Here is a 12,703-nt window from a genome sequence, read left to right as displayed (position 1 = left end):
GACCTCAAAGCTTATATTGGACTTGGTCGAGAGGTCGTTGCTCACGGCGAGCTGGTGCTTGCAGGCGGAGACACCGTAGCGACACTTGGTATCGACGACTTGATCTTCCATTTTGTTATGGAGCATTCGGCAGCCTTTCCGACCGCTTCACGTGAAGTCACGGGCCCCGTTACCAATTTCTTTCGCTTCATGGGCGACCCCCAACCTGGCGGCTCAGTCTGGTATTGGGACGACGTAGCGACAATCAATTCACGCAAGGTGTCCGTTGCGGTTTGCGTACACGCATACGTTGGGAATCCATCCTCCCCACCAGCCTTCCGCGTCTCCTACACGTTCACATGTTCTGATCGACCCTTCGCTGGTCTTCTCGAGCCGGCGACCCAATGACGCTGCCGGTCCAAAACTCAATCACTCCGGTCTCTGGTGACGGGCTGCCCGCATTCCAGTTCCTAGAAACGAGACCTGATGCCATCACTTGGCATATGATTTTCGACCACGAACTCGAAGCGATGACCAACATTGCGAGGCCAATCGTCCTGGGGCTTTCAACCACGTTCCTCGGCACGGCGTTAGGACTGATCCCGACCATTACGCTGATAGGAAAGCTGGTACAGGCAGGGCGCCCAATCGATTGGGCGGATCTCGTCACCCTCATCGTGTTCGGCCTTTGTGTTATGGGCGCCGCGGTCTTCGGCTTTTTTGCTGCCCAGGGCCAGTTTGATGCGCTCGCACGAAAAGCCGAGATCCGTTCTCGCCAAGCAGTGGCAGTTAACCCTCATCTTCGCTCAGGCGGAGAACCGATCCAGTAGCGTCTCGGGTTGTGCGCCAATGCGGCCTCACCCTCCTTCAGCAATGTTCGAAGGCTTCGCGTCACCGGCCTTCGTCCCTGCCCATGATGTGCTGCAGTGGGCGATCGACACCTTCATCGACGAAGACGCCACGCTCCTGAATGAGGAGCACGCCCACCTTCGCCACGCCTCGCTCGCCTTCATGTGGACAACGGTCCCGAACACCAGGGCCGGACACCGCATTGTCGGCCAGTGCGAGATCATGCCTCCAATGGCCATGGGGAAGTGGCAAAAGGCCAGGGCTGAGCAGCAGATCGAAGAGTGGTTCGGCTCCGTGCCGGACTTCCTGATCACCCTCGACGCCTCCTATGCCGCCCAGTGCGACGTAACCGAGTTCTGCAGCCTGGTCGAGCACGAGCTGCTCCACGCTGGCCAGGAGATGGGCCCGATGGGTCCGAAGTTCCGAAAGAGCGGCAAGCCAACCTTCGCGATCAGAGGACACGATGTGGAGGAGTTCGTGTCCATCGTTCGCCGGTACGGGGTCGGTGCAGCAGCCGGCGCAACCCAGGCCCTCGTTGAGGTTGCCTGTCGCCGTCCTGAGGTTGGCGCCGTCCAGATATCGCAGGCCTGCGGGACCTGTCGATTGCTCAGGGCCGCCTAGCCACTGCCTTCAGCAGTAGCGTTCCAACGTGCGGGACAAACTTGAGACCGGCACGGAAAATCTGGTCGCGCTGAAGGTGGTCAAACAGCCCGGCATTGAGCTTGCCCCGCCACCCCGGCTTCCAATCTTCTGGCCAGCCCGCCGGACCATGCGAGGCTACGTACCGGCAAATGACCTCGATCAGGCGCCTGCGGTCACGTTCGGATTCAGGGAACGGGATGTGCAGCTGATGCAGATCGTCGGTGAAAGAGTCGAGCACGATGCACGGCAGGTCGCTCTGAGTTAGGCCATACATTCTCGCCAGATCGAGCGACAGGCGGACATCGTAATTGCTCACCGCGACTTCAGCCCGATCGCCCCGAACTGGCCAAGTGGTTGGTGCTGCCAGATGCCAACGTGGACCGCTTTGGAAGTGGAGCGTATCCCACACCGACGTAAGCCAGCTGAGAGCTGAGACGTCGTAGCCAGTCGCCAGGAACACCCCGACGAACGCGTTCTCCCGTTCCAGTTCCTGCAAATTCCCAACGCCGACGACACCGAACATCGCCTACCCCCGTGTGAGCGAAACCACCACTACGTCTGGATGTGCTGAGCACGGCAACCCCTGAGGACAGCTTGATGGCCGGCAAGGGAGAAGCCAAGCTCACCGACGAGGCTCGCGCCTTTGTGGTCCAGCACCTGGCGATGTGGGATGCGCCGTCCGTGGTGGCGAAGGCTCTCAAGACAGAGTTCGGCTTCGTCATCACGCCGCAAGCCGTCGAGGCCTATGACCCGACGAAGCGGGCAGGACGCAACCTAACGGCCAAGTGGAAGACGCTTTTCGAAGCAACCCGGAAGGCCTTCCTCGACGACAGCGCGCAGATCGGGATTGCCAACCGTTCGGTCCGCCTTCGCAGGCTGGAACGCATGGCCGCCCAGGCGGAGAACATGGGCAACCTGTCACTCGCGGCGCAGCTCCACGAACAGGCGGCCAAAGAGATGGGCAACGCCTACACGAACACCCGTGTCGTGAGCGGCGGCCTGGCGATCAGCACGCCGAAGACCCTCGACGATTTCTATGGCGGCTCGAACACCTAGCGAGGCGATCCCAGGCGGATCAACGCTTCAGCCTGCGCGTATCGGGCACAACGGCGGCCCAACCCTCAATCCGGTCCTTCGGGACTTCTGGACGACACCGGCCCGCAACAGGGTCCTGAAGGGTGGTCGCTCGTCCTCGAAGAGCTGGGACGCCGCGGGTTTCGCGATCTTTCTGGCCTCAAACTACAAGGTGCGGTTCCTCTGCACCCGCCAGTTCCAGAACAAGATCGAGGAGAGCGTCTACACGCTCCTGAAGATCCAGATCGAACGGTTCGGCCTGCAGGCTGAGTTCGACATCCTGAACAACAAGATCGTCCACAAGACGACCGGCTCGGAGTTCATCTTCTACGGCCTCTGGCGGCACATCGACGAGATCAAGTCTCTCGAAGGCATCGACGTCTGTTGGATCGAAGAGGCCCACAACCTCACGCTCAGCCAGTGGGAAATCCTCGAGCCGACCCTTCGCAAGGAGGGCTCGCAGTTCTGGATCATCTTCAACCCGCGACTGGCGACGGACTTCGTCTACAAGCGGTTCGTCACCAACCGCCCGCCCGACACGATCGTCCGGACGATCAACTACACAGAGAACCCCTTCCTCTCGAACACCATCCTCAAGGTGATCGAGGCCAAGCGCGAAGAGGACGAGGACGAGTTTCGCCACATCTATCTCGGCGAACCGCGCACCGACGACGATGCTGCGATCATCAAGCGGTCCTGGGTCCTGGCGGCGATTGGCGCTCGGGAGGCCTTGGGGGTTCCCCGCGGCGGCCGGCGTCGGATCGGGTTCGACGTCGCCGATGGCGGCGCGGACAAGAACGCCACTGTCGAGGTGGAAGGCTTCGAGGTCGTCGCAGTCGACGAATGGAAGGCTGGCGAGGACGAACTGCTCAAGTCCGCCACCCGGGTTCACGCCCAGGCTCGCGTCACAGGCGCTGAGATCGATTACGACAGCATCGGGGTAGGGGCCTTCGCCGGCGCCCACTTCGAGCAGCTGAACGAGTTGACCGAGACAAGCGTCGAGCACTTCAAGTTCAACGCCGGGGCAGGGGTGCTGAACCCCGACAACCGGATCGACGACAACCCCAAGAGCCCGACCAACCTCGAGTTCTACGCCAACCTGAAGGCCCAGACCTGGTGGGATGTTGCGGACCGCCTTCGCCACACCTTCAACGCTGTCATCCGCGGCTTGCCCTACGACATCGACCGGCTGATCAGCATCGATCCCGAATGTGACCACCTCGACGGCCTGATCGACGAGCTCTGCACCCCGCGCAAGGACTTCGACAACGCCGGCCGCTCGAAGGTTGAGAGCAAGAAGGACCTGGCCAAGCCGAACCGTGTCGGCGGGCCTCAGGTCTCACCTAATAAGGCCGACGCCTTCGTCATGGCCTATGCCCCTCGCGAAGCCACCCCGACCGTCGCAGTGTTCCTCAAGAGGAGGCATCGGACTTGAACCGCCTCGCTCTCCTCGCCAACACCGCGGTGCGTCGCCTGGACACCATGTTTCCGGGCTTCTTCGCCTCGGCCAAGCACAACCACTACGCCGACTTCGGCTTCCCTGTGGACGTGGATTTTCGACAGTTCCACGCGATGTACGAGCGCAACGGCCTCGGCCGTGCTGGCGTGGACAAGACGGTCGCCAAGACCTGGCAGGACTTCCCGTTCCTTCAGGAGAAGGGCCGCGACGGCGGCGAGACACGCAAGGAGACCCGCCGCGAGGCGCAGATCCGGCAGCGGTTCGACGATCTACGCCTCTGGCAGCAGCTCGCCGAGTGCGACCGGCGCGGGATGGTCGGCTCCTATGCGGGCCTGATCTTCCGCCTCGCCGACAGCAAGCCCTTCAGCGATCCCGTCAAGCGCGTGCCCGGCGGCCTCAACGGTTTGGTCGAGGTCATCCCTTGCTGGGAAGGCCAGCTCACCGTGAGCGAATGGAACACCGACGAGACCTCGCTCGGCTACGGCCAGCCCAAGATGTTCCAGTTCCAGGAGTCGGCGGTCGACCCCAAGAGCAAGACCCAGCCGCGCGCCTTCACGGTCCACCCTGACCGGGTCCTCATCTGGTCCAAGGACGGCACGCTCAATGGCACGTCGGCCCTGAAGGCCGGCTACAACGACCTGATGACGATGGAGAAGATCGTCGGCGCCGGCGGTGAGGGGTTCTGGAAGAACGCCAAGTCGGCGCCGATCCTCGAAGTCGACAAGGAGGCCAACGTCGACAACATGGCCAAGGCCATGGGTATCCCGGTCTCCGAGATCGCCGACAAGATCGACGAGCAGGTAGGCGACTGGAACATGGGCTTCGACAAGTCCCTGATGATCCAGGGCATCGTCGCCAAGACCCTGCAGGTCACCCTGCCGTCGCCGGAGCATTTCTTCTCGATCGCCTGCCAGTCGTTCGCGGCCTCGATCTCCATGCCGATGAAGATCCTGGTCGGCATGCAGACCGGCGAACGCGCCAGCACCGAAGATGCCCAGGAGTGGGCGCAGACGAACATGTCGCGTCGGGCCTCTCAAACCATCCCGAACATCATGAGTCTGGTCCGCCGGCTCGAACGGTTCGGGATGATCCCTGAGCGAGACTGGCATCTGGCCTGGACCGATCTCACCGAGGCGTCGGCTGACGACAAGATTGGCCGAGCCGACAAGATGGCTGGCGTGAACCAGAAGCTGGCCCCCCAAGGCGAGCGCGCCTTCACTGGGGCCGAAATCCGTGCCGCCGCCGGCGAATACGAGCCGCTCTCGGAGGCCGATGCGAAGGTGGAGCCGCCAAAGGCCTCCCAACAGACCGAAGACCCCGCGGCCAAGCCCAAGCCCGGCCAGGAGTAGCCTCATGCAACCTCGTACTGTGCAGCCTGCGCCTGGCGCGGGGCCGCTCGCTCGCGCCTTCCTCACCAACCGGACTAGCGGGGACCAGGTTCGCGTCAACATTCGCGCCCTCGCCAACGTGGCAGCCGTCCGCAAGGAGAAGCGCAACGGTCGGGACGTTTTGATCGTGCCGAGCGCCACGCTCCCCGACGACATCGTCATGAACGGGATCCTCTACCCGGCCGATGAGATCGAGAAGTCCTACAGGGGCCTCGACCGCACCCCGGCTCCCCTTGGCCACCCGTCCATCAACGGCAAGTTCGTCTCAGCCCGTGACCCCGAGGGGATCAACCTCGGCTGGATCGGCGCCTGGAATGAAAACATCCGCCGCGAGAACAGCCGGGTCTTCCTCGACAAGGTGATCGACGTCGAGCGCGCCAACCAGTCCGATGGCGGCAAGGCGGTCCTCGCGGCCATCGAGAAGGGGGAGGCGGTCCACACCTCAACCGGCCTTCTCTGCAACCTCGAAGCCGCCAACGGTGACGTCGAGCACAGGTTTACCGCCCGCAACATCGAGTTCGATCACGACGCCATCCTCCTGGACGAGGACGGCGCGGCCACTCCGGCAGACGGCGTCGGCATGATGGTCAACGCGTCGGGGAAAGACATCGAGGTCATCAACTCCAGCCTGAGTGATGCCTTCGACCAAGAGATCGACTGGGCCGGAACCCGGCTCATCGAAGCTGTCAGGCGGAAGGCGGATTCTTCCAAGTGGCAGGAATTGAAGACCCGCATCCTGAAATCCCTCGGCTTGGACGCCTCCGAGCGGGACCCCTCTAACAATCGAAAGGAAGACGACATGGCTGTCTCTGACGAGCAGTTCAGTGCGCTTTCCGCAGAGGTGAAGACCCTCTCGGATAGCCTGAAGCCCGAGGCCCTCGCGCTGGCCATCGGCAACGCGGTCGCCGCGGCTGTGAAGCCGCTCACCGACGCGAACGAAACCCTCCTGGCCAACCAGAAGGCCAAGGATGACGTCGAACTGGCCGGCCTGGTCGAGAAGATCGTCAAGGCGAACCTCCTCGATGAACCCGAAGCCAAGGAACTGACCCTCAACGCCGCGCGCGCGCTGGCCAAGAAGGCTGAGCCTGGCACGGCGGCGCCGATCAATCCTGCCTTCCGCCAGACGAAGGCCAACTCCGGCTTCGCGCCGCCCAAGGCGGAGGCCTAAATCATGGCTCGCTTCAACAAGATCTACATGGGCCCTTTCACCGAGGCGACGCCTCAGGTGCGGGAACTCCTCGCCGCAGCCGCCCTCAAGCCCGGCCGCATCGCCGTCATCACGTCGGGCAAGTTCGCGCTCGCCGCGGCCACGACTGTCGGGAAGATCTGGCTGATCCAGGACAACTACCTCGCCCAGAAGGGCGTGGACGATGACTGGGCGGCCGACAGCACCGCGATCGGCATGGAGATGATGGCCGATCAACTCTACGCGGCCCGCATCGCCAACGGCGTGAACATCACGGCCATCGGCACTCCGCTGACGCCTGGCGCCACCGGCACCCTCGCCATCGCCTCCACGTCCGACCTCGTCGTGGCGTACTCGGAGGAGGTCTACAACAACAACACCGGGTCTGAGCAGCTCCTCCGCGTTCGCGCGGCCGGCAGCCAATCCTACCTGTCCGCCGCCTAAGGAGGGCGAACATGCGCTATTTCGACGATCAGCTCATCGCCAACTCCCGGCCGCACGCGGCCTGGTGGGGCGACCTCTGCGCGGACCGGGAGTACTTCCACCAGTCCGAAAGCCACCTCGCGTCCTTCCACGGCAACTCGGGCGCTATCCTGCCCCGCGACGCCTGGATGGACTTGGACGGCATCACTCGCCGCGTCATGCGAGACGATGAAGGGTCCGCCTTCATGGCCGACCTGATGCCGCTCGCGAAGGCCGTCAACATCGGCAAGCTTGTCCATCTGACCCGCGTGTCCGGTGACGCCGGCCTGGTGGTCCGGTCCATGAGCGGCCAAGTCCCGGTCGCCCTGGATAAGGTGGCCTACGACTATCGCGGCGCGCCGGTTCCGATCTTCGCCTCCGGCTACGGCCGGGAGTGGCGGGAGTGGAACACCCTGCAGTCCGAGAACTTCGATGCTCTCGCTGACGATCAGGAGGCGATCACCGCCAAGCTGCGTTCGAACATGGCCGACTACGCGCTGGACGGTGACGCCGGCATCGTCTTCCAAGGCTACGCGGCTGCGGGTATCCGCACCTCGACGCTTTCGAAGGCGATCAACCTCGGCCCGACCGGCGGCGCCAACATCGACCTGGACTCCACGTCGACCACGTCGGACGCAATCGACGCGTTCTTCACCCAGACCTTCGGGGCGGTGCTCGACGCCAACCTGATCGCAGGCAAGGTGAACATCTACGTCTCGCCGCAGATCGCCCGCAACCTGGACCGGTCCTATTCGGGCTCGGCCGGGTTCAAGGGCGGCTCCCTGCGGGAATACCTGCTGACCAACCGCCGCATCGGCAAGATCGAGGCGACGTTCAAGCTGACCGGTAACCAGTTCTTCGGCTTCGTGCCGAAGGCCGACTACATCCGGCCGCTGATCGGCATGGCTGTGAACACCACGGCCAAGACCCGTCAAAACCCGACCGACAACTACCAATTCCTGGTCATGGGCGCGATGGGCATCGAGATCCGCGCGGACGCCAACGGCAAGTCCGGCGTCTTCTACAGCACCGACGTCTAAGGGGCTGGCCTCGCCTTCGGGCGGGGCCGCTATCCGGGAGCAAAAGACATGAAAATCCAAATCACTGGCGGCGGCATCTACGGCCAAAATGGCGACGAGATCGCTATCGGGACCGAGTTCGACGTCAAGGAAGAACCCACGGGCTGGGCCGGCCGCTACACGGTCCTGACCGAGGGCGGCAAGGGTAAGGTGGCCGTCGTCAATCCCGAGCCTGTGGATCCCGCCAAGGCCGAGCTCGAAGCCATGACCGTCGACGAGCTTAAGAAGCTGGCCGACGACCTGAAGGTCGATCTAAAGGGCGCCAGCGCCAAGGGCGACATAGTCGCGGCCCTCATGAAGGCCGGCAAGGCCTAAGCCGGTGTACGGCTCCCTGACAGCATGGCGAGCCTACGCGACGGCGCGGGGCAACAACGCCCCGACCGCCGCTAACGACACCGTGGCGGGGGCTGCGCTCATGCGCGCCTCCGACCACATCCTCTATCGCTACGTGGCCAACCTGCTGCCGGGCTATGACGACACCCTCTCCGTCGTTGAGCCGGCCACCTACGAGGCTGCGAGCCTCGAACTCGCCACGCCCGGGTTCTTCGCCAGGACTTACACCCCTGCTGAGCAAAAGGTGCTCACCGGGGCGGGAAGCATCAAGTGGACGGTCATAGGCGACGCCTCGGCGTCCTATGCGGCCTCGCCTGCGTCCACTCTGATCGAGGCAATGTTCGCCCCCTACATCGGCGACCGTGACGCGCCTCAGTTCATGCTGAGGTCTGTCGGTGTCTGAGGATTGGGCGGCGGCGGCGCGGGACATCGACGCGGGCATGCGCGAGGCCGGCCAGCTGGTCGCCTTGCTGCAGCCGGCCACCAACGGCACGTTCGATACCGCTTCGGACACCACATCGGGGGCCAGTCCGCCTCAGACCCATCATGCCTACGGCGTGCAAGGAGAGGCTTACTCCGCCTTCAGCATCTCAAGCGGCGTCGTGGCCGCGGGAGATGTCCGCTTCATGCTGTCGACCCTGACCGAAGCGGGCGCCGCGTTGCCGACGCCCGAGGCGGACGCCTGGACGGTCACGCTCAACGGCAAAACCCACACGGTGAAGGCCGTCGACACGACGCAGCCCGCCGATGTTCCGCTCCTGTACGAACTGCGCCTGCGCCGCTGATGTCCCTCGCTGACAGCGTTCGGGCATTTAAGGCTAAGGCGATGGGGAAGGCGGACGACATCGTCCGCGAGACCTTTCTGCAGTTCAGCGGCCAACTCGTCTCCGATTGGACGCCCTACGGTCAGCCCGAACTCTGGAAGTCGCCGCCGCCGGCCGACTACCGCCCGGGCAACCTGCAATCGTCCTGGTTCCTCAGCGTGGGATCGCCCTCCAGCGAGACGACGCAGGAAACCAACCACAGGGCGGTGCATCAACCGGATCGGATGCCCGAACACCCCGCCGGCACGATGCTCTATCTCTCTAACAACGCGCCCCATGCGGGAGCCATTGAGGCGGGACACAGCAGCCAGGCGCCGGTCGGCATCATGTGGTCTGCCCAAGAGTTCAGCCCCATGGCCGCCGCTGTTGCGCGGAGGATCGCCGGATGAGCAGCGAACAGGCCATGCGGGGCATCCTGCAGACGCGGCTGCTCACACTCGGCTGGGCGGAGTGGACTGCTTTCGAGGGCAAGGGCTTCGCTGATGGTCGCGAGCCGAACGGGACAATCCCGTATCAGGAGGTCGAGACGCGGTTTGCCTCGGCCGTGCCTATCGGGTTGGCGCGCACGGATATGCTGGGCGGCACATTTCAAGTCCGACTGATGTGGCCGGTTGCGCAGGTGCGGGCCAGTGGCATCGGCGCTCCCAACGCCAGAGCTGAGGCCATCAAGGCCCTTTTCCCCCGCACATGGAAACAGAAGACCGGCGGCCAGACCGTGAAGATCACCCGGGCGCCCGCCATCACCCGTGGGCCGCCCCAGGGCGATCGGGACGTGACCATTGTCCGCGTCCGCTTTGCCGACAGATGATCGCCCTCATCCTCGGCGGCGCCCCCTCGGTCTTCGAGGAAGTCAGAGCCGCCGCCGCACTGATCGGCCGCCGCCACATGGTCGTCGCCGCCAACCTTGCCGGCATCCACTGGCCCGGAAAGCTCGACGCTTGGGCGACTGAGCACCCGGAATGCCTTGGTCGCTGGCGCTCCGAGCGCAAAGGCCCCGCTGCGGCCCGCTACTTCGTCCCTGCCGGCCTTGGGCTCTGTCCATGGGCGGAACAGGTCCGCGACCGCTGGAACGGCTCCTCGGGCCTCTATGCGGCCCAATGCGCTCTGACAGAGGTGGGCGCCACCGCGATCATCCTGTGCGGCATCCCGATGGACAGCGAGGCCGGCCACTTCATCAACCCTGGCTCATGGGCTGGGACGGGTGACTACCGCTGGGGCTTCGAAGCGGCCCTGCGTGAGTTCGGCGGCAGGATCCGCAGCATGGGCGGCTGGACCGCGGGGCTGTTTGGCAAGCCCTCGCCGGAGTGGGTCGGGGCCGTCGAGAACATCAAACCCCTGGGGTCCACCGCCCCGCAACACGCGAGGATCGCGGAAATGCACACCATCACCAACACCGGCAAGTCGTCCGCCAAGTTCTGGGCGAAGGACGAGCGCGGCCAACTGCAGCTGCAGCGGCTGGCGCCCGGTGAATCCGTGGACGCCGAGATCGACCCCAACCAGCCCAAGTTCATCGGCGGCGATCTCAAGCTGAGCGGCGGTGACGACGCCGCGAAGCCTGCGACCCGCACCGCTCGGCCCAAGGCCGCCGCGAAGCCCAAGGCCCGCGCCGCGCGCGCCGCTCCTACGCCCGCACCCGTCGCGCCTGCCGACGAAGGCTAGGCCGCCCCCCACCTCGCCGATCATCGGCGCGTAGCACGTAGCGCCCCGCGCTCCGTGAACCTCCACCCCGAAACCAGGAGACCACCATGCCCGGGGCAACTGAAGCTTTTACCGCCGCTGGAGCCACGCTCCACATGTCCGCGGCGCTCCCAGCTACTCTGACCAAGACCGCCTATGCGGCCCTCTCCTGGACCGAGATCGGTGAAGTGACCGACGGCGGCGGCGGGATTGGCCGGACCTACAACCTGGTCACGCACAACCCGCTCAAGACCCGGGCGCAGGTCCAGCTCAAGGGCAGCTTCAACGACGGCACGCAAACGCCCCAGATGGCCTATGCGCCGGGGGACGCCGGGCAAGCCCTGCTGCAAACCGCGTTGGACGACGACGACCACTATTCGTTCAAGTGGACCCTGCAGGACGGCACCATCATCAACTTCCAGGCTCAGGTGACCGCGCTGCCGACGAACATCGGCGGCGTCGACACCATCGTCGGCTCGGCGCCGACCCTGGCCGTCAAGTCCGGAACCTTGGTCCGGGCGATCCCCGCCTAAGCGGGGCGACACAGAGACTTTTCCCAACCAACTTAAGGCTCCGGTCGCGCCGTGAGCTGCTTTTTCGGAAAGACCGAGCAATGACCTTTGATGTTGCGACCTTCGATGTCTCGGACACCACGGACGTCACCCTGAACCATCCCAAGACCGGCGAACCTTTCCTCGTGGACGTCGAAGTCGACGACGGGGAGGGCGGCAAGAAGACGGTCAAGAAGCCCATGTCCGTAACCGTCTATGGGCCGGGCTCGCAGGAGTTCGAGGCCGCGCAGGCGCAGAGCGAAAAATCGTTCGGACTGTCGTTCCACCGCGGCAAATCGCGGGAGACCCAGGCGCAGAAGAAGGCGCGCATCGCCAGCTTCCTGTCGGCCTGCACCATCTCCTTCAACAACTTCACCTATGGCGGCGGCGATCCCAAGGACCGCGAGACTTTCCGGGCCTGCTACTCCGACCCCAAGCGCAACTGGCTCACCGAGCAGGTGAACCTTGAGATGGGTGACTGGTCAAATTTCTGACGAGCTGCGCCGACCAGCTTGTTCTCCACGTCCGGCAACAGGCCTGGCTCGCCGCCAGGCCTGAGAAGTCGAAGAAGACCCGCGGCGAAATCTTCTTGGCGGACGAGGAGGCCGGCCGAGAACGACCTGAGCTTGATCTTCCGCCGACGGACTTCGGGCGGCACCTCGTCGACTTTCTCTACAAGATCGGCCCGAGCACGGGGGGTGAGGTGGTCACGTACCAGGAACTCCTGGCCTATCGCCACTCGACCGGCGTCGCGCTGAACGCCTGGGAGGCCACCACTCTTCGCAGAATGTCCGACGCCTATCTTGGAGAGCTACACGCGGCGGTGGACCCGAACCGGCCACCCCCAGCCGGCGTCGCGCGCAAGGCAGCCGCCGCCGCCATCATGAACATGATCAACTTCATGATGGCGCCGTACGAGGAAGCGCCTTCGGAGAATCCTAGTCCTGCCCCTGCGGGGGGCCGGCCAACTCCGAAGCGATCACCTCAAGAACCTGCCGAGCGCGCAAGGCGAGCGGCGGGTCGATCCCGGGGGCAGTCTCCACCTGAGTGATGGCGGCGTCGAACATGACGTTCTCCAACTCTCGGGTGAGGATGCCCTGCGATCGCAAGATGCCGATCAGGGCCGCGAAAAGCGCCGTCTGCGCGATGGCGACGCCGTGAGCCGCCTCAACTTCGTCCTTCAAGTCCATCCGAAAACCC

Annotated in this window: 18 protein-coding genes; 16 read left to right on the top strand and 2 right to left on the bottom strand. The window is 64.4% G+C overall.

Going from position 1 to position 12,703, the window contains the following annotated elements; genetic code table 11:
- Window positions 1-383: 383 nt before the first annotated feature.
- Window positions 384-809, top strand: coding sequence for a hypothetical protein (locus Q8N10_RS03385; RefSeq protein ID WP_304778003.1), 426 nt, complete (start codon window positions 384-386; stop codon window positions 807-809).
- A 43-nt stretch (window positions 810-852) separates the two neighbouring features.
- Window positions 853-1,449, top strand: coding sequence for a putative metallopeptidase (locus Q8N10_RS03380; RefSeq protein WP_304778001.1), 597 nt, complete (start codon window positions 853-855; stop codon window positions 1,447-1,449).
- On the opposite strand, the gene Q8N10_RS03375 is transcribed toward Q8N10_RS03380, so the two are convergent.
- Window positions 1,436-1,993 (bottom strand): hypothetical protein, encoded by a 558-nt coding sequence (locus Q8N10_RS03375; protein ID WP_304777999.1) that lies wholly within the window; start codon window positions 1,991-1,993, stop codon window positions 1,436-1,438. The two genes, Q8N10_RS03380 and Q8N10_RS03375, sit on opposite strands and share 14 nt — an antisense overlap.
- 74 nt (window positions 1,994-2,067) lie before the next feature.
- Between Q8N10_RS03375 and Q8N10_RS03370 the strand changes: the two genes are divergently transcribed.
- From Q8N10_RS03370 to Q8N10_RS03305, 14 genes are all read left to right on the top strand, one after another.
- Entirely contained in the window at window positions 2,068-2,526 is a 459-nt protein-coding gene (locus Q8N10_RS03370) for a DUF2280 domain-containing protein (protein WP_304777997.1), read from the top strand.
- Window positions 2,507-3,979 carry a PBSX family phage terminase large subunit gene (locus tag Q8N10_RS03365; protein ID WP_304777995.1) on the top strand — a complete coding sequence of 491 codons (1,473 nt, stop codon included), beginning with the start codon at window positions 2,507-2,509 and terminating at the stop codon, window positions 3,977-3,979. The genes Q8N10_RS03370 and Q8N10_RS03365 overlap by 20 nt, the downstream gene beginning before the upstream one ends.
- Window positions 3,976-5,352: an anti-CBASS protein Acb1 family protein gene (locus Q8N10_RS03360; protein ID WP_304777993.1), complete on the top strand. Its 1,377-nt coding sequence runs from the start codon at window positions 3,976-3,978 to the stop codon at window positions 5,350-5,352. Before Q8N10_RS03365 ends, Q8N10_RS03360 begins: the two co-directional genes overlap by 4 nt.
- Window positions 5,237-6,559 carry a hypothetical protein gene (locus tag Q8N10_RS03355; protein ID WP_304778204.1) on the top strand — a complete coding sequence of 441 codons (1,323 nt, stop codon included), beginning with the start codon at window positions 5,237-5,239 and terminating at the stop codon, window positions 6,557-6,559. Before Q8N10_RS03360 ends, Q8N10_RS03355 begins: the two co-directional genes overlap by 116 nt.
- A 3-nt stretch (window positions 6,560-6,562) precedes the next feature.
- Window positions 6,563-7,021, top strand: a complete 459-nt coding sequence (locus tag Q8N10_RS03350) for a hypothetical protein (RefSeq protein ID WP_304777991.1) — start codon at window positions 6,563-6,565, stop codon at window positions 7,019-7,021.
- 11 nt (window positions 7,022-7,032) lie between these two features.
- Window positions 7,033-8,079, top strand: coding sequence for a major capsid protein (locus Q8N10_RS03345; RefSeq protein ID WP_304777989.1), 1,047 nt, complete (start codon window positions 7,033-7,035; stop codon window positions 8,077-8,079).
- 48 nt (window positions 8,080-8,127) lie between these two features.
- Window positions 8,128-8,433 carry a Rho termination factor N-terminal domain-containing protein gene (locus tag Q8N10_RS03340; RefSeq protein WP_304777987.1) on the top strand — a complete coding sequence of 102 codons (306 nt, stop codon included), beginning with the start codon at window positions 8,128-8,130 and terminating at the stop codon, window positions 8,431-8,433.
- Window positions 8,434-8,533: 100 nt separating this feature from the next.
- On the top strand, window positions 8,534-8,854 hold the full coding sequence (locus Q8N10_RS03335) for a hypothetical protein (protein WP_305663864.1): 321 nt from the start codon (window positions 8,534-8,536) through the stop codon (window positions 8,852-8,854).
- Window positions 8,847-9,236, top strand: a complete 390-nt coding sequence (locus Q8N10_RS03330; RefSeq protein WP_304777983.1) for a hypothetical protein — start codon at window positions 8,847-8,849, stop codon at window positions 9,234-9,236. Before Q8N10_RS03335 ends, Q8N10_RS03330 begins: the two co-directional genes overlap by 8 nt.
- Window positions 9,236-9,664 (top strand): hypothetical protein, encoded by a 429-nt coding sequence (locus Q8N10_RS03325; protein ID WP_304777981.1) that lies wholly within the window; start codon window positions 9,236-9,238, stop codon window positions 9,662-9,664. The genes Q8N10_RS03330 and Q8N10_RS03325 overlap by 1 nt, the downstream gene beginning before the upstream one ends.
- Window positions 9,661-10,083 carry a phage tail terminator-like protein gene (locus Q8N10_RS03320; RefSeq protein WP_304777978.1) on the top strand — a complete coding sequence of 141 codons (423 nt, stop codon included), beginning with the start codon at window positions 9,661-9,663 and terminating at the stop codon, window positions 10,081-10,083. Before Q8N10_RS03325 ends, Q8N10_RS03320 begins: the two co-directional genes overlap by 4 nt.
- Complete coding sequence (locus tag Q8N10_RS03315; RefSeq protein ID WP_304777976.1) at window positions 10,080-10,934, top strand: hypothetical protein; 855 nt, start codon at window positions 10,080-10,082, stop codon at window positions 10,932-10,934. Before Q8N10_RS03320 ends, Q8N10_RS03315 begins: the two co-directional genes overlap by 4 nt.
- Window positions 10,935-11,068: 134 nt before the next feature.
- The gene (locus Q8N10_RS03310; RefSeq protein WP_304777974.1) at window positions 11,069-11,485 is read left to right on the top strand and encodes a hypothetical protein; all 417 of its coding nucleotides are present in this window, start codon (window positions 11,069-11,071) and stop codon (window positions 11,483-11,485) included.
- A gap of 80 nt (window positions 11,486-11,565) precedes the next feature.
- The gene (locus tag Q8N10_RS03305; RefSeq protein ID WP_304777972.1) at window positions 11,566-11,997 is read left to right on the top strand and encodes a hypothetical protein; all 432 of its coding nucleotides are present in this window, start codon (window positions 11,566-11,568) and stop codon (window positions 11,995-11,997) included.
- A gap of 444 nt (window positions 11,998-12,441) precedes the next feature.
- Here the strand turns inward: Q8N10_RS03305 and Q8N10_RS03300 are convergent, their stop codons facing one another.
- Window positions 12,442-12,687: a hypothetical protein gene (locus Q8N10_RS03300; RefSeq protein ID WP_304777970.1), complete on the bottom strand. Its 246-nt coding sequence runs from the start codon at window positions 12,685-12,687 to the stop codon at window positions 12,442-12,444.
- Between the last annotated feature and the right edge of the window lie 16 nt (window positions 12,688-12,703).

Origin of the sequence: Phenylobacterium sp. (assembly GCF_030693625.1) — a bacterium.
Taxonomy (GTDB): domain Bacteria; phylum Pseudomonadota; class Alphaproteobacteria; order Caulobacterales; family Caulobacteraceae; genus Phenylobacterium; species Phenylobacterium ferrooxidans.
Note: the sequence above shows the minus strand (reverse complement) of the source record. Positions and strands in the feature narration are given on the sequence as shown.